Raw genomic sequence first — 14,713 nt, 5'->3', positions numbered from 1 at the left:
CCGCATACCGGCTTGACCAGGTCTCCCTCCTCGCGACCTATACTCCGACGCCTCTTCTCCTGAAGGCCGGCAAGACATATCCGGTGACGGTGTCAGATTACCTGGATTCAAAGTTCTCACACTGGGACGACGGGAGCGCAGGCACCGGCCGGGCAATAACCGTCAATTCTGACACCACCATCGCTGCACACTACAAAACCTGGGGCTAGTCATGATTATATCGCACGCCTGACAACCGCATTCCGTCCTTGGCACAAAAAAACATGGGCGCCATCCTGAAAAAGATGGAAGTCGCGCTCAACCGGGAAAAGCCGCCGCGGCTCACGGCGCTGCGGGGCCTCCAGACGGAGGAGCAGGGCGACCCTTTCAAGATCCTGATAGGGACGATACTGTCGGCGCGCTCGCGCGACGAGAACACGACCAAGGTGGTAAACAGGCTGTTTGCAATTTACAAGACGCCGCAAGAGCTTGCCAGCGCAGACATGGACGACATTAAAAAAGTCATCCACAGCATCGGCTTTTACAACGTCAAGGCGGCCCGGATTAAAGAAGTCGCGCAGCAAATAGTGGGCAAGTTCGGAGGCACCGTGCCGTCGGACATTGAAAAGCTGCTGGAGCTGCCCGGGGTCGGCCGCAAGACGGCCAACTGCGTGCTAGTGTACGCGTTTGACATGCCGGCGATACCTGTCGACATACACGTGCACCGTATATCAAACAGGCTTGGCATAGTCGACACAAAGACGCCAGCGCAGACGGAAGAAGCGCTGGGCAAGGCGGTGGACAAAAGCCTGTGGACCCGGGTGAACGACACGTTCGTGATGTACGGCCAGAACATCTGCCTTCCAATAAAGCCAAACTGCGGGATCTGCGACCTGAAGGGCGACTGCAGGTACTACTCTACTTTTTCCTCTTCTTCACGAGCAAAAGCAGGCCCACCACGCCGCCCATCCCGACGGTGACTATGGCCGGCACAAAGTACACCGGCGTGTCTGCGGGGCTGCCATAGATTACGCTGATGTTGAGTTTGCCCGCGTAAGCGTTGCTGAGCGAGCCCGGCTCGTCCTTGCCGTACACCTCTACCGAGGCAAGGTCAAAGCCTCCCAGGCCGAACCTGTCAACGACGGTCCTCTTGCCGTCCGTGAGAGTGAGGCCGCCGGTCTCAGAGTAGCTGATGCCTATCGGCTGGTCGGTCCACCACCCGCGCTCTTCGTTGAGGTAAAGGTTGGAATAGCCTACCTCCGGGACGTTGGCCCACACTGAATATTTTTTAAGCTCTCCTCCAAACATCTGGATCTCGATAAACTTTTCACTTGGCGCCTTGTCGCGCAATACCACGACGGCCTTGGCGTCTTCCCTCTCTACATAAGAGAGCGTGTTTTCGATGCCCATTATCCAGTTCTGGCCCTTGGGCACGTCGTACAGGTAGACGAGCGGGTCCTTCCTGTCATAGTTTGCCGCGCCGTACGGGAGTGAAAAGCTCTCGCTCCTTTCAGCCTTTACAACCTCAAATGGCTGGCTGCTCTGCGCATACGCGATGGACGTGAAAAGCAGCAAAGAGATTGCGACGGCTGCCGATGCAAGGCGCACGGCAACACTTTTGTCAAATGGCAATATAAGGACTTGGAACGGCTGTTTCAGGGGTTCCTGAAATATCCTTCAATGCTATTACGAGCGTAAGATGGGACTGGTACTCGCAGCCGGCATGCTCGCCGGGCTCGCCCTGTTATTTGCAGCCGTGGCACCAGCGTACGCTGATCTCTTTACGGTCACCGCCGGAAAGGACGTCTATGACAGCGACGAGCGCGTGATAATAGCCGGCACGCTGCCTGAGGAAGGCAGTGGCGACGTGCGGGTCCAGATAACCAAAGACGACAGGCAGTGCGCCCTGCACGCCGTCAGGCCGGACCATGACAGGTCGTTCGTGTCAAAACCGCTGAACGTCGCCAACTGCGGGCCTGGGCAGTACAGGGTCACGGCGCACTATGGCGGCATGACCACGACATCTGCCTTTGTCATTTCAGCCGACAGCTCGGACTCGTACTCTGGCGACTTGCGGATCCGCACGATAACAAAGTCCATACTGATGGCGCAGGAAGCTGCAAACGGGCGGGTAAAGGAAGTAGTTGATTCTGGCGTCCTCCTGCCAGAGCTGGCCGCGCAGGCGCAGCGCAAGGGCGTGGTAGAGGCTTCGCTCGCGCTCCAGGCCCTCCAGCACGGTAGCGCCGCAGACGCCCGGATACACCATCTGGCCGCTCTGGCGCACTTCCGCGAGGTGATGGCCGCGCTTGCGCCCGAGCGCCTGACTACAGTGGCCAAGATGGAGCAGCAGACAATGGCTGTCACTTCAGGCGGATCTGAAAAGCTCGCGATGCTCCAGGACCTCTACGGGCGGCTGGCCGACCTGTCTGAAAAGAACGACGTTAGGCAGGATTTCGGAGACATTGCGGAAATGCTTTCGCAGGCGGAAGAAATGATAGGCAGGGGCGACGCGAAGGGCGCCGACAGGCTACTTGAAAATGCAAGCGTGCTCCTTGAGCAGGCCCGCGCAAAACTCGTTGCGCAGGCGGAAAATTCGCAGGCAAAGAGGATCCTGGCGTCGGCAGACAAGCTGGAAAAGAGGGCCGAGGCCCTGCTTGACAACAGCGACAGCTCGTACGCCGGCGAAAAAATCAACGAGGCGCTTTCATTCGTCAAAGACGCGAGGTCCGACGTGGCCAAGGGTGATTATGCTTCTGCAAGGGAACACCTTTCCCAGGCCACCAAGGCGCTCAACGAAGCCAAGAAAGCAATCGGCAAATAACGAATGTAATCCGGGAACTGGGTGCTATTTGTACGCCTGTATTTTGGCAGCTCATGCATCTACAATAATGATGGCTGTTGGGCTAAAAGGAGCCTGCTTTTTGCCCTTCAAGCCGTTTAGAGCCGTAATCTCGGCCTGAAAAATAGGCTGGAACGGGCGTTCCCGCACGAATTCCACCCTGCCCCTAAATAATCTATAACAATCTGATAGAGTGATGTCTGAAAGAAAAAACAACCGTGGCAAGATCGAGATAATGGCTGACGTCCTGTCGCTATCTACCGTCGGCATGAAAAAGACTCACATCATGTACCGCGCCAACCTGAGCTACGAGCAGATACTCTACTACCTTAACGAACTCCAGGTTCGTGGCCTGCTGGAGCAGGACACCGAGGAGGGCGCGCAGGTATACAGGACGACGGGCAAGGGCAGGGAATTCCTCCAGCACTTTACCCAGATGGCAGAGCTGATAAAGGGCTACCCAGAAGAAGAGCCCAAAATCCCGCTCCTGGCCTGACCCTTTTTTTACCTTCTGGTTATCCAGAATAGCACGGCAAGCCCGCCGGACTGCGCCGCGTTTATCGCAAACAGGTACGGCGCGGCGGCGTCGACGATGTTTTTGATTGCAGGCCCCGCGGTATAGAGGTTTGACCAGAAAATGACGATGACGACGTTCTGGACTATGAACAACGAGGCGACAATAACCAAGCCCCATGTAAAGTAGGACTTTATCAGCCTGAGGCTGGACACGTACAGCGCGACGATGCCTCCGAGCAGCCCTATGTTCAGGAGCGCCGCGCCGGCAGCGCCTAACATAAAGTCCATCTACGGAATGCAGCCCCCTGTTTTGCCTAATTTACTTTTTCCCAATTCTGACCAATATCTCCTGGAATGACGCATAGTTCTTTTCCATCAGGGGCGTCAAAAAGTAGATGGCGCCGTACGTCTCCTTGTTGTCGGTGACTATCAGGCCGTTTTCCGACAGCACCTTCAGGTGGTGAAGCACCGTCTTGTAGTCGAGTTTCAGCTCTGACGCTATCTGGTTTGCGTTTGCCGGCCTCGAGTTGACAAGGTCGATTATCTTGGCCCTGTTGATGCCGCCCCTGCTGCTTGCGATAAGGTACCACAATATTCGCTTGAAGCGGGGGTCAATGTAGCCGCCTGCGCCCGCGGTCCCCGGGCCTCCAGCGGCGCGGAAAAATGCCGGCAGCGAGAACACCAACCCCGGGAGGCCTGTGCTGCCTGCGATAAACATCCAAGAATTCGCCCTTTCCCGCGGATATAAAGTTGTCCAAAATTGGGGGAAGATCTGGGTGTGAATTGGGGAAAAATCCTTTATAGCCGGAGCAAAAGCGTCGGTGATGAACTTCCGGGACGATAACGGAAAGGTGAAAACAAACGTCATTATCGGCACGGTCTTTGTAGCCATGCTGGTTGCAATGGTTCCGGCGGTAATGGCGATAACAAGCACAAGGACAATGGACGCGGAAGCGGCAGACGCGGTCGAGAAGCCGTACGTCAAGGCCTTTGCAGGCGGTAAGGCTATCTATGAGCCAAACGCAGGCAAGACTAACGTCTTTGGCCCTGGCGGCATATTCCCGTTCTTCAACAGCACATTCTCATGCGGTGACGCCCTGACGTGCGGCGTAGAAACAGACGCAACCTTCAAGGGCGTCTTCAAGGAGGCAGGCGAGCAAGGCGACAACAAGTTTGTCGCAACCTACGTCGCCCCGATCACGTACGGCGACCACCAGGTGGCAGGCCACACATACAGGGTAGAAATGGTGGACACAAAGTGGAACAACGACGATCCCGCACAGACACCTCTGCCGACAAGGACCCCCGACTTTCTCGTAGCAGGCGACGGCGTTGCGTTTGACCAGTACCAGCACGGCCACTCGATGATCGACAGGTCTGACGTGCCACTGACTTGGAACAAGGTCGCACTCTACGGACACGCCAACGTCTATGACGAGTCCGACGGCGGCAAGCTGGTTGCAGAAAACATCTTTTTGCACCTGATGGTCGGCAAGGTGGTGGACGAGGCTTCGTTCTACTCTGACGTGCAGAACAACAACGGCACCCCTCTGGTAGTGCTCATGTTCCTCGTCAACGTCCCAAGCGGCGTCGTGCTGCCAGGCGACATCGGCCCTCTGACGTCAGAGCAGGCGCAGAGCTTTACCCCGCTGTCTGACGACCTGTCGCTGACAAACCCTCCGCCGTTTGACTACGCCAAGCTTGCAGAGTGGGGAGTAGACGTAGAGGCGCCGCTGCCACAGTCCACCCCGTGGTCTGTAGACAACCCGACGCAGCCGGTGTTCTTTACCTTCCTCCTCTTCACAGAGGCCAAGGCGTACAACTCGGCAAACAACAACGTCCCGGGGCTTGAATAAGCCCGGGCGCTTTTCTCTTTTTTATTGCACGAACGGCTCTTTGAACGACACGATTAGTTTTGCTATCTCCGGCCGCATCAGGTGCTCTGCAGGTATCTCGCCAGAGCTGACCATCTTTCTCATTTTCGTGCCGCTCAGCTCGTCCCTCGCTTCCGGCCCGTGGGGGCAGTTGCGCTCGTTTGCGTACGAGAGGCACTTTTTGCAGTAATAGAAAGCGGGAAAGAACACCGGCTGTATCTCAAGGTCTGGATAGTCTTTAAATATCTCGTGCGCCGCAAACGGGTGGTAGTAGGTACCGACGCCGGCGTGGTCGCGCCCGACGATAAAGTGCGTGCAGCCAAAGTTCTTCCTCATTATCGCGTGATGGATGGCCTCCTTGGGGCCTGCGTACCTCATCTCCGTGTGCAAACTCGCAAACATGGCCCTGCCCGCCGGGTAATAGTTCTCTATCAAAGTCTCGTATGCAGCAAGAATCACTTCGTCCTTGAAATCGCCCTGCTTTTTCTTGCCTATGAGCGGGTTCACAAACAGCCCGTCGTAAAGGTTGAGCGCAGCCTTTTGCAGCATCTCATGGGCGACGTGCGGGACGTTTCGCGTCTGAAAGCCGACGACGGTCTTCCAGCCCTTGGCTGCAAACTGCGCCCTCGTCTGCTCCGGCGTCATCCTGCGCCTTCTCAGCGGGGACTGTGGCATGCTCCTTGCGACTTCAATCCTGCCGGACAGCAGGTGGCTCTTCATGTTTGCCATCTTGTCGACGCCGGGGTGCTTTGGATCGTCGGTGCCATAGATCGACTTTGCGGACTCTAGCCTGTTGAACGCAAAGGCGTCCTCTACCTTTAATGACGCAAATCGCTCGCCTGCGGTGGCAAGCGCGACCTCGCCTGCCTGCCTAGCCTTTGCGGCCGTCGCCTCGTCTAAGTCGAGCACGATGGGCACCGTCCACGCAAGGCCGCTGCTTGCAAGCCTGCCCTTCTTTACGATGCTCTCAAAATCGTCGCGGCCGACAAACCCCTCCAACGGGCTGAACACCCCGTCGGCGATGTTTTCAACGTCGCTGCGAAGGTCGTATGAAACCTCGATTGCGTCCATGCCGTCCAGGCTGCGGCTTGAATGCCTGCTGACCAGTTTTCCCCCGTGTGGCTCGCCCATGTCGCTCACTTGCTCTTTTTCGTCGGGTCAAAGTGAAGGCCGCATTCCTTTGCAGCGGCGTTTTCCCACCACCACCTTCCAGCGCGCGGGTCCTCGCCCGGCTGCACCGCCCTCGTGCAAGGCTCGCACCCGATGCTTGGGTAGCCCGAGTCGTGCAGCTTGTTGTAGGGGACGTTATTCTTTTTGATATAGTCCCAGACCATGTCAGACGTCCAGTCTGCCAGCGGGTTCAGCTTTACAATGCCGCCGTGGGCAGCGTCTATCTCTATCTTTTTCGTCTCTGCCCTGGTGGCGACCTGGTCGCGCCTGAGGCCTGTTATCCAGCCGTCCAGCTCGCCGAGCGCGCGATTCAGGGGATGCACCTTGCGTATCTCGCAGCACAATTTCCTGTTCTCGACTGACGCGTACATCAGGTTCATGCCCTGCGAGCGTATCATCTCTTCGACCTCTTTCTGGTCGGGGAAGTACGCGTTTATCCTGATGCCGTACCGGGTGCGCACATCGTCCATGACGTCGTACGTCTCCTGGTTGAGCCTGCCGGTCTCTAGCGTAAAGACGTTGGTCTTTTCCTTGCTTATCCCCGCCATCATGTCTATTATCGCGACGTCCTCGGCGCCAAAACTTGAGGCGAGGCCGATCCTGGCCCCAAAGGTGTTAAGGGCCCACCTTAATACCTCCTGGGCGGTCTTGTCCTCAAATTCCTTTGCAAGCCGCTCCGCCTGCGCGGCGTCAATCTTCATACGGGCTTGATCAGCTTGGACGCCTTATATTGCTTGTTCCTTGCGTGAGGCGTGCAAGAAATTTGTTTATTAACAAGTTATTTTCTATATATTGTGTAATTCGTTCATTTAGAAATAGTGATTGCTAGGGGAATTTGGGTTGGCTAACAATTTTTGGGATAACGTGGAGCAGTACAGAAAGCTGGGCTTTGACCCGCTAAAGTGGGTCTCGTCCTGCTCGCTAAAGGCCGACTTGCACGTTGTAAAGGCGGCGCTTGCCGAGGTGAAAAAGAGCAGCATCAAGATAACCCCTTCGTGGTTTGACCCGTTCCCGCACATTGAGGGCAAAGAGCCCGAGCTCACAAGGCGCGTTTATGACCTTGCAAACCCTGCTGTCGACAAGGAAGTCGAAGTCAAGCGCGCGCTTGCGCTCTTTCGCGTCCATTCCGGCACGGCCGAGTCGCCGCAGCTGCTATCAGAAGCACTGTCAAAATTCTTTGCAGCGTTCCATGCCAAGGTGTCTGTCGCAAGCGCGCCGGTCTCAATGACGGAGCACCCCGACGCGCAGTTTGGCATGCTGGACTATATCGAGCTACGCCGCGGCAACAAGGACGGTTACATGCCCGCACTCACGTCCTTTACGCAGGTGACAGACGTCACAAAAGAGCCAGAGTCGGACGTGCACGTCCGGGTGGCCATGACGGATGCAATCGAGCGCCTGAACCTGCTTGGCTGCGGCAACTCCGCGCTCTACAAGTTCTTTCCAATCTATGACGCGCCTTCAGAGGAGATGAACGACAGGATAAGGGTGCACCTTGACGCGTTTATGTCGCGCTACAACATGGTGATGGAAGACTATAGCTCGCTCAAGCGCGGCAGGCTGTTCTACGGCACCAGCGCCGTCGCGATAACAAACAAAGAGCTGCCGACCCGGTACGACCAGATAGAGGAGGGGATGGAGATAATGATCACAGACAAGTTTGGCGGCCTCGCGGCTGTCAGCATGCACGCCCTGACGCTCATGGACGGCGCCAACGCGGAAAAGTTTGAGCGCGCCGGCGTGCCTGTCACAGCGATAACTGCGGCAAGGGACGAGGCGATAAAGAGCCTGAGCGAGCCCCACTTTGCGCTTGGCAAGATAATCTCAAAATACTGCCCCGACTATGGCTCGCCGTATGACAGGCAGGCGCACATTACCGCGGTCTACCCAGTCGGCGCAAGGGGCATCTTTGCGCTCGGGCTACTTGCCGAGCTTGCAAACGCACACCTTGCGATAAACGAGCTGCCTCTCCGGCACGAAGATATTGCCCGGCTTGCTACAAAAGAAAGCCTCGTTGAAAACTCGACTGCGTCGCAGCACGGCTGCCACATACTGGTCGGGACAAAGGACGCGCTCAGCCTGGTCGCCGGCGAACTTTGTCAGCACCACTTTGCGCCAGAGAGGATAGGCTTTGTCGCCAAAAAGGGCGCGCCGTCAGTCGCGATAGAAAAAGACGCCGGCCAATACGTGGCGGCAAAGGCCAAGCTGGCAAGACTGCTCGCAGCCCCGGCGGGTTAATATTTCGCATTGCGGATTGGATTGCCATGCCAGACTGTGTCTTTTGCAAAATAGTCGCCGGCCAGATACCTGCCAAGGTTGTAAGGCAGAACGCCAGGGCCATGGCTTTTCTGGACGCGTTCCCACTTGCGTCCGGCCACACGCTTGTCGTGCCAAAGTCGCACTATGCCAAGGTGCAGGACATGGAAAAAGAGGACGCCGCGGCAGTGTTTGCACTCGTGCACGAAATAACTAAAGCAATCGAGTCTGCGGCAGACACGACCGCGTCGACGATAGCCATCCACAATGGCAGCGAGGCGGGGCAGGAAGTCCCTCACGTCCACGTCCACATCATACCGCGGAGGCAGGGCGACGGTGCGGGCCCGGTCCACTCGATGTTCAAGAACCGGCCAAAGCTATCTGCCGAAGAGATGGATGCCGTGCTTGGCAAGATAATGCGACAGTGAGCGATGCACGAGCCGGGTGACAAGCACCGGCGTCATTGACATTACGTTGCCCTCTATCGCATGACCTGAAACGAGTATTACGACCGCGGCTGACCAGAGCGCGGCTCCCAGCAGCGGGTCCGTGCCTGCACCCGCAAAATGCCCTGCCACCATCGCAATGCCTGTGGCATAGATTGGCAGTCCTGCAGCATGAAGCGCCCTGTTGGCAGGGTGCCTGCGCGTCCCACTGACCAGTTTCACGATGCTCATGACTTGTCCTTGCCCTTTTGCGCTAATATCTCTTCCACCGCCTTTGGCACCTTTAGCAGCCGGATGGCAGTGCGCGTGGCAAGCTCGCACTCCTCCTTTGGCTGCTGGAGCGCAAAGAGCGAGTCGATGACCCTCACTGTCGACATGCCTAGCCTGTTTGCGGGGCAAATGTCGGTGTCAAGCCTGTCGCCAACCATGATGCAGTCGCCCGCCTCCTTGCCTGCCTCCTTTAGCGCGAGCTGGAATATCTGCAGATCCGGCTTTTTCAGCTTTGCAATTCCTGATATCGTCTTTACCTTGAAATATTTTTCCAGACCTGAACTTGCCAGCAGTCCAAGTATGTCTTCGGACTGGTTTGCGATGATGCCAAGGTCGCACCTGACTGACAGCAACTGCAAAACCTGCTCCGCCCCCTCTGCGAACCGGAATAGTGCCCTTCTGCCCTCTTTGATCTCGGGCTCTATTCTTTCCGCTACCGTAGGGCCATAGCCTGCCGGGAGCACTACTTTGCACACCTCGCCTATCAGCTCCCTCACGCTGCCATGGCCTATTCTCCTGTCGCGTATGATGCTGTCGCGTACCGCCTTGTAGTTTCGCATGTCTATACGCGCCCCAAAGCCGTTCAGGAGCTCCTGGAACTTGTTGTCAAAGTGGCCGATGAAATCCCACTCTGATACAAGCGTCTGCCCGAGGTCAAAGAACACGAACGGCTTTTGCATGTACGCCACTGTTATGCAGGACTTTATAATGATTTAAATAGAGTCCTGCGAATTTCTCGCCTAGCGATGCCCGGACAGCGTGACTATGACATTATCGTGGCAGGCGGCGGCCTTGCAGGCATGATAGTTGCAACATCGGCCGCATATTACTCTAAACAGTCGTTAAAGATACTCATTATCGACAGGAACGTCTTTCCGCAGCAAGGGATGAAGACCATCAGCGGCTGGGTGTGCGGCGACGCGGTGGGAAAAAACACCGTCGACTACATGTCAGAGCGCATCCACATCAGCTGGGGCAAGCCCGAGATCGAGCATCCAGTAAAGGGCGTCGTCGCGTTTTCGCCCGATCACGAGACCAAGGTCGCGTTTGACGGCGAGGGTTATATCCTCAACCGCAAGATGCTCCCGCAGCGCCAGATGGCAGACTGCAAAAAGATGGGGATCGAGTTCAAGGACCGCGTGGCGATACGCTCGCTGATAATCGAAAACGACACCGTCGTCGGCGTAGAAGGCGAGGACCTTGCGACCAAGGCGCCTTTCAAAAAGACCGCAAAGCTGGTCATCGACTGCACAGGCGTGACCTCTGTGCTGCGCACCAACTTTCCGCTAAAGTCGCATATCGAGCGCAGGATTGAGCGCGACGACCTTGAGGTAACCGGCAGGTACATTTACAATTTCCAGCTCGCGCACGAAGACACCACGTTCTTTGACCCGGACTATTGCATCATTCATCTGGATCAGAAACTTGCGCCCGGCGGCTATGGCTGGGTGTTCCCAAAGGGCAAGGACAAGGTCAACATCGGCCTTGGCGTGCAGCAAAAGGCGTTTGAGGCTCGCAACAAAGAGATGGGCGTCCACCCAAACCTCACGACGCTCATCGACGAGTACGTGCAGTACAATCCTGTCATCAAAAATCCAGTGCTCGCGGACGGCGAGATGGACGACGGCAACGCCTGGGGCACCTGGCAGGTGTCTGTCAGGCGCCAGAACGACTGCATGGTTGCAAACGGCTACATGCTCGTCGGCGACTCGGCGTGGATGCCCAAGCCGCTTGATGCAGGAGGCATCGGGCCGGCGATAATTGCGGCGACAATAGCCGGCAAAGACGCCGTCGAGGCCATACAGGCAAACGACGTTTCGGAGCGCAACCTGTGGAAGTACAACAAGAATTTCATCAACGACTATGGATACAAGACGGCAGGTCTCGAAGTATTCCGGAGAATGCTGCAAGGGCTCACAAACGAGCAGATCAACTATGGCATGAAGCACTTTTTGTCAAAGATGGACATTGACAAGATAACGAAGGGCGAGCACCCCGAGTTCAGCACGGTCGACAAGCTGGGCATGATGATAAGGGGCGCCGTAAACAAAAAGCTGGCAGACGACCTGCGCTACTGTGCCACCATCAACAAGACCCTAACGGCCCACTATCACGATTATCCTGAGATTCCTGAAGGATTCCCCGCATGGCAAAAGACGCTGCACGGCCACCTGCAGCAGGCGTTTGCCAAGTACAAATGACGCAGTACGCCGGCTTTCCAGTCTATGGAACCATCCCGGTAAGGGACGTTTCCGACATTCGTCAGGCGGCCGACAGGATGGCCGACGCCTATGAAAAAAGCAGCGACGATTTTGCGTTTCGCATACTGCTGCCACGCGGGGACAAATTGACAAACAAGGCAAAAAAGCTCGGCATGACTTTTCAGGGTGAATTCGTCCTTACCCTGCGCAAGCGAAACCTCGTGCCTGTCGTGCGCGACGTGCGCTATGTCCACGACGACGATCATTACGGCTGGATACTCGCTAGCCCGAAAGCCTTTGACAGGTTTGAAGGCAAGGCTACCTGACAAGTTCTATGCTCCGCAGTTGGTGCGGGCATCATAAACAAGGCACAAGCCATCGAGGCGCGGTCTATTGGGTTATCGTTTCTCGTACGCTTGCTTCAAGCGCCCGATGTCAATCTTCTTCATCTTGAGCATCGCTTCCATGACTCTTTTCGATTTCTCAGGATCCGGGTCACTGAGCATCTCGCCCAAGATCGTCGGATTGATCTGCCAGGACAGCCCGTATCTATCTTTCAGCCAGCCGCATTGCCCTTCCTCTCCGCCTTCCGAGAGCCTTCTCCAGAATTCATCCACTTCTTCCTGCGTTTTGCAGTCCACGGAGAACGATATGGCCTCGGTGAACTTGAAATGGGGCCCGCCGTTTAACCCTATGAATTCTTGCCCATCGAGCTGAAACACCACGATCATCACGCTACCTTTAGGCCCCTGCCCTGCTTCCCCATAGCGGGTCACGCCCACGATCTTTGAGTTTTTGAAAATCGAGACGTAAAAATTTGCTGCTTCCTCGGCTTGGTTATCGAACCATAGGAATGGAGTGATTTTTTGCATACGCATCTTGGTCTATCGCGAATAACATAAAAGACATTGCGCCCCAAGGGGAGTTTTCCCTAGATTAGAAGTTCACAAGTTTTTGGTTATTTAGACGCCAAGTGGGAGCGGGGCCGGAGGGACTTAACCCTAAAGCCCGATCATCGATCAGAAAAAGCTGCCTGGCAGATCCCGCCGCAAGTTGCCACAACGAGCGACGCAAATGCATTCCGCATATTAAAGAACTAGTAATTCCGAGTTTTTCCACTGGAAACGGGCGCTAGCGCCTACGCCTTCTGCTCACCTTCCTTGCCCTTGAACCTCGACAGCTGGAACGGCTGCCAGATCTTCATGGCGTTGCTCAACGCCACCGAGACTATGACGCCTATCAGGAACCCGCCTATCAAGTCCATCGGGTAGTGCTGCTGGACATAGACGCGCGTTATGCCTATCATCACGGGAAACGCCCACACTGCGTATCCTGCTATCCTTGACTTTCTGTAGAGCAGGTATCCGATGATAAACGCAAGGGCGGTTGCGCGCGCCATGTGGCCTGACGGGTAGGAAAACCCTGCAGAAAACGGGGTGAGGCTGTCGCCTTCGATGCCAAAATTCTCTGGCAGTTCAACAGCCGGCGCAAACTCGTAGGGTGGCACCGGCCTCCCGATGAACGGCTTCATGTACATTATGAAAATCGCAAGCACGACTATTGTGATGAGAAAGATCATGCCGACCTTTCTCGTGCGCCTGATTATCGTGATGATTATCGCAAACAAAAACAGCGTCCCCACGTCTCCCACGGTCGTGATTGCCAGCATCGCGGTGTCAAAGCCGGGGTCGCCCTGAATCGACTTTGCAAACCTGTTGACGGGGTCGTCAATCGCGTTGGTCGCGCCAGAAGCGACGATTATGCTGAAAACGACAAACGCCGCGACAAACGCTACAAACTTTATCGACCGCGTCCGGGACATCCAGGGCGGGCTGGCAGACTCCAACGCTGCAAGGACGCGCAGGTTGCCGTTTAATTGTTTTCCCCTAGGATAGGTTCTTTGACCTGCACTGCGGGCACAATTTGGGCTCTTCGGCCTCTGCAAACCACGACTGGGTGTTGCAGTCATTGCAGGTTTTCGTTACAAGGTCTGTCATTATCTTGTAATAGCGCGTGTTGAAATTCTGTGCAATCGGGCGCAGGAACCCAGACTCCTCCATCTCTAAAAGCACGTCTTCAAAGTCGAGCACGTCGAGGTTCATTGGCTTGTACCGGTCGATTTCGCTCAACAGGACGAGCATCTCGTCGTTAGAGAACCTGATGTCAGTGTCGTTGAAATTGTCCGCAATGACCTTTCGGATGTCCTGCCTGCTGACCTTGGTGGTGGACATTTTAGAGGCTTCTGGTGTCGTCCTGCAGCTTTTTCGCAGAATCAGGGTCCCTGTCTGCGTAATACTTTACCATGCCCAGTTTCAGCACCTTTAGCGAAAGCAGGGCGCACTTTATCCTCGCCGGGCCAAGGCTAGTCAGGCCAATCTCCTCCAAGATGTCGTCCTTGGAAAGGTCCTTGACTGACGTCAGCGGCTTATTCATCACCATCTCTGTCAGCATCGAGGCGCTCGCCTGGCTGATGGCGCATCCGCGGCCCTCGAACTTTATGTCCTTGATCTTGTCACCTTCCACCTTTAGGTGGATGTCTATCTCGTCGCCGCACAGCGGGTTAGAGTCGTGTATGCTGACGTCCGGGCTTGATATCTTGCCCTTGTTCCTCGGGTTGCGGTAGTGGTCCAGGATGATCTCTCGGTAAATGTCGTCACTCAAATCTTGAACAGCCTCCTAGCTTCTGAAAGCGCATCAATGAAAGTGTCGACTTCATCTTTTGTGTTGTAGATATAAAAACTTGCCCTGCTCGTAGCCGACACGTCCAGCCTTTCCATGAGCACCTGCGCGCAGTGGTGGCCAGAGCGTATCGCCACGCCGCGGTCGTTCATTATGGTCGCCAGGTCGTGGGGGTGGATGTCGCCGATGTTGAACGACACTACGCCTCCCCTGTCCTTGGCGTTTGGCGGGCCGTACAGCGTCACGCCTTTTACTGCCGTGATCTTGTCCAGCGCGTATTTTGTAATCTCTATTTCGTGCTCGCGCACCCTGTCCATGCCAATGTTGTTCAGATAGTCTAATGCCGCACCAAACCCGATGACGTCTGCAATGTTGGGCGTCCCGCCCTCGAACTTGTACGGCAGGTCGTTGTAGCGCGTCTCGTACTTGTGGACTTCTTTTATCATGTCGCCGCCGCCCATGAACGGCTGCATCTTTTCAAGG

The 14,713-nt window shown here is 55.9% G+C and carries 21 protein-coding genes; 9 read left to right on the top strand and 12 right to left on the bottom strand.

Annotated elements, in window-relative coordinates:
• Positions 1–209, top strand: a 209-nt coding sequence (locus ACREAY_RS04205) for a hypothetical protein (protein ID WP_431754511.1), incomplete at its 5' end; no start/stop codon positions are given.
• 54 nt (positions 210–263) lie between these two features.
• The gene (locus ACREAY_RS04200; protein ID WP_431754512.1) at positions 264–959 is read left to right on the top strand and encodes an endonuclease III domain-containing protein; all 696 of its coding nucleotides are present in this window, start codon (positions 264–266) and stop codon (positions 957–959) included.
• Here ACREAY_RS04200 and ACREAY_RS04195 read toward each other — a convergent pair.
• Positions 898–1,587 carry a hypothetical protein gene (locus tag ACREAY_RS04195; RefSeq protein ID WP_431754510.1) on the bottom strand — a complete coding sequence of 230 codons (690 nt, stop codon included), beginning with the start codon at positions 1,585–1,587 and terminating at the stop codon, positions 898–900. The genes ACREAY_RS04200 and ACREAY_RS04195 overlap by 62 nt on opposite strands.
• Before the next feature lie 91 nt (positions 1,588–1,678).
• Here ACREAY_RS04195 and ACREAY_RS04190 point away from each other — a divergent pair, with 91 nt between their 5' ends.
• Positions 1,679–2,800, top strand: coding sequence for a hypothetical protein (locus ACREAY_RS04190; RefSeq protein ID WP_431754509.1), 1,122 nt, complete (start codon positions 1,679–1,681; stop codon positions 2,798–2,800).
• Positions 2,801–3,014: 214 nt separating this feature from the next.
• Positions 3,015–3,314, top strand: coding sequence for a winged helix-turn-helix domain-containing protein (locus tag ACREAY_RS04185; RefSeq protein ID WP_431754508.1), 300 nt, complete (start codon positions 3,015–3,017; stop codon positions 3,312–3,314).
• Positions 3,315–3,322: 8 nt separating this feature from the next.
• On the opposite strand, the gene ACREAY_RS04180 is transcribed toward ACREAY_RS04185, so the two are convergent.
• Positions 3,323–3,622: a hypothetical protein gene (locus ACREAY_RS04180; protein WP_431754507.1), complete on the bottom strand. Its 300-nt coding sequence runs from the start codon at positions 3,620–3,622 to the stop codon at positions 3,323–3,325.
• Between the two features lie 31 nt (positions 3,623–3,653).
• Positions 3,654–4,052, bottom strand: coding sequence for an ArsR/SmtB family transcription factor (locus ACREAY_RS04175; RefSeq protein ID WP_431754506.1), 399 nt, complete (start codon positions 4,050–4,052; stop codon positions 3,654–3,656).
• Positions 4,053–4,158: 106 nt separating this feature from the next.
• Here ACREAY_RS04175 and ACREAY_RS04170 point away from each other — a divergent pair, with 106 nt between their 5' ends.
• A complete protein-coding gene (locus ACREAY_RS04170) occupies positions 4,159–5,190 on the top strand; it encodes a hypothetical protein (protein ID WP_431754505.1) in 1,032 nt (343 codons plus the stop codon).
• A gap of 21 nt (positions 5,191–5,211) precedes the next feature.
• Here the strand turns inward: ACREAY_RS04170 and sat are convergent, their stop codons facing one another.
• Positions 5,212–6,339 carry a sulfate adenylyltransferase gene (gene sat / locus ACREAY_RS04165; protein WP_431754504.1) on the bottom strand — a complete coding sequence of 376 codons (1,128 nt, stop codon included), beginning with the start codon at positions 6,337–6,339 and terminating at the stop codon, positions 5,212–5,214.
• Between the two features lie 5 nt (positions 6,340–6,344).
• The gene (locus ACREAY_RS04160) at positions 6,345–7,079 is read right to left on the bottom strand and encodes a phosphoadenylyl-sulfate reductase (protein ID WP_431754503.1); all 735 of its coding nucleotides are present in this window, start codon (positions 7,077–7,079) and stop codon (positions 6,345–6,347) included.
• 139 nt (positions 7,080–7,218) lie between these two features.
• Here ACREAY_RS04160 and ACREAY_RS04155 point away from each other — a divergent pair, with 139 nt between their 5' ends.
• Together ACREAY_RS04155 and ACREAY_RS04150 are read left to right on the top strand one after the other, a co-directional pair.
• The gene (locus ACREAY_RS04155; protein WP_431754502.1) at positions 7,219–8,616 is read left to right on the top strand and encodes a SelD-related putative sulfur metabolism protein; all 1,398 of its coding nucleotides are present in this window, start codon (positions 7,219–7,221) and stop codon (positions 8,614–8,616) included.
• A gap of 26 nt (positions 8,617–8,642) precedes the next feature.
• Positions 8,643–9,062 carry an HIT family protein gene (locus ACREAY_RS04150; protein ID WP_431754501.1) on the top strand — a complete coding sequence of 140 codons (420 nt, stop codon included), beginning with the start codon at positions 8,643–8,645 and terminating at the stop codon, positions 9,060–9,062.
• Here the strand turns inward: ACREAY_RS04150 and ACREAY_RS04145 are convergent.
• Positions 9,012–9,311 (bottom strand): hypothetical protein, encoded by a 300-nt coding sequence (locus tag ACREAY_RS04145; protein ID WP_431754500.1) that lies wholly within the window; start codon positions 9,309–9,311, stop codon positions 9,012–9,014. The two genes, ACREAY_RS04150 and ACREAY_RS04145, sit on opposite strands and share 51 nt — an antisense overlap.
• The gene (locus ACREAY_RS04140) at positions 9,308–10,030 is read right to left on the bottom strand and encodes an HAD family hydrolase (RefSeq protein WP_431754499.1); all 723 of its coding nucleotides are present in this window, start codon (positions 10,028–10,030) and stop codon (positions 9,308–9,310) included. The genes ACREAY_RS04145 and ACREAY_RS04140 overlap by 4 nt, the downstream gene beginning before the upstream one ends.
• A gap of 66 nt (positions 10,031–10,096) precedes the next feature.
• Here ACREAY_RS04140 and ACREAY_RS04135 point away from each other — a divergent pair, with 66 nt between their 5' ends.
• Together ACREAY_RS04135 and ACREAY_RS04130 are read left to right on the top strand one after the other, a co-directional pair.
• Positions 10,097–11,551 carry an NAD(P)/FAD-dependent oxidoreductase gene (locus tag ACREAY_RS04135; protein ID WP_431754498.1) on the top strand — a complete coding sequence of 485 codons (1,455 nt, stop codon included), beginning with the start codon at positions 10,097–10,099 and terminating at the stop codon, positions 11,549–11,551.
• Positions 11,548–11,877 (top strand): hypothetical protein, encoded by a 330-nt coding sequence (locus ACREAY_RS04130; RefSeq protein WP_431754497.1) that lies wholly within the window; start codon positions 11,548–11,550, stop codon positions 11,875–11,877. Before ACREAY_RS04135 ends, ACREAY_RS04130 begins: the two co-directional genes overlap by 4 nt.
• 72 nt (positions 11,878–11,949) lie before the next feature.
• On the opposite strand, the gene ACREAY_RS04125 is transcribed toward ACREAY_RS04130, so the two are convergent.
• The 5 genes from ACREAY_RS04125 to ACREAY_RS04105 form a co-directional block, all read right to left on the bottom strand.
• The gene (locus ACREAY_RS04125; RefSeq protein ID WP_431754496.1) at positions 11,950–12,423 is read right to left on the bottom strand and encodes a VOC family protein; all 474 of its coding nucleotides are present in this window, start codon (positions 12,421–12,423) and stop codon (positions 11,950–11,952) included.
• 266 nt (positions 12,424–12,689) lie between these two features.
• Positions 12,690–13,397 (bottom strand): phosphatase PAP2 family protein, encoded by a 708-nt coding sequence (locus ACREAY_RS04120; protein WP_431754495.1) that lies wholly within the window; start codon positions 13,395–13,397, stop codon positions 12,690–12,692.
• 40 nt (positions 13,398–13,437) lie between these two features.
• Positions 13,438–13,782 (bottom strand): hypothetical protein, encoded by a 345-nt coding sequence (locus ACREAY_RS04115; protein WP_431754494.1) that lies wholly within the window; start codon positions 13,780–13,782, stop codon positions 13,438–13,440.
• Between the two features lies 1 nt (position 13,783).
• Complete coding sequence (gene sufU / locus ACREAY_RS04110; RefSeq protein ID WP_431754493.1) at positions 13,784–14,212, bottom strand: Fe-S cluster assembly sulfur transfer protein SufU; 429 nt, start codon at positions 14,210–14,212, stop codon at positions 13,784–13,786.
• On the bottom strand, positions 14,209–14,713 hold a 505-nt coding region (locus ACREAY_RS04105), incomplete at its 5' end, for an aminotransferase class V-fold PLP-dependent enzyme (RefSeq protein ID WP_431754492.1). The genes sufU and ACREAY_RS04105, both read right to left, overlap by 4 nt.

It is taken from the genome of Nitrososphaera sp. (genome assembly GCF_050748925.1).
Classification (GTDB): domain Archaea; phylum Thermoproteota; class Nitrososphaeria; order Nitrososphaerales; family Nitrososphaeraceae; genus Nitrososphaera.
Note: the sequence above shows the minus strand (reverse complement) of the source record. Positions and strands in the feature narration are given on the sequence as shown.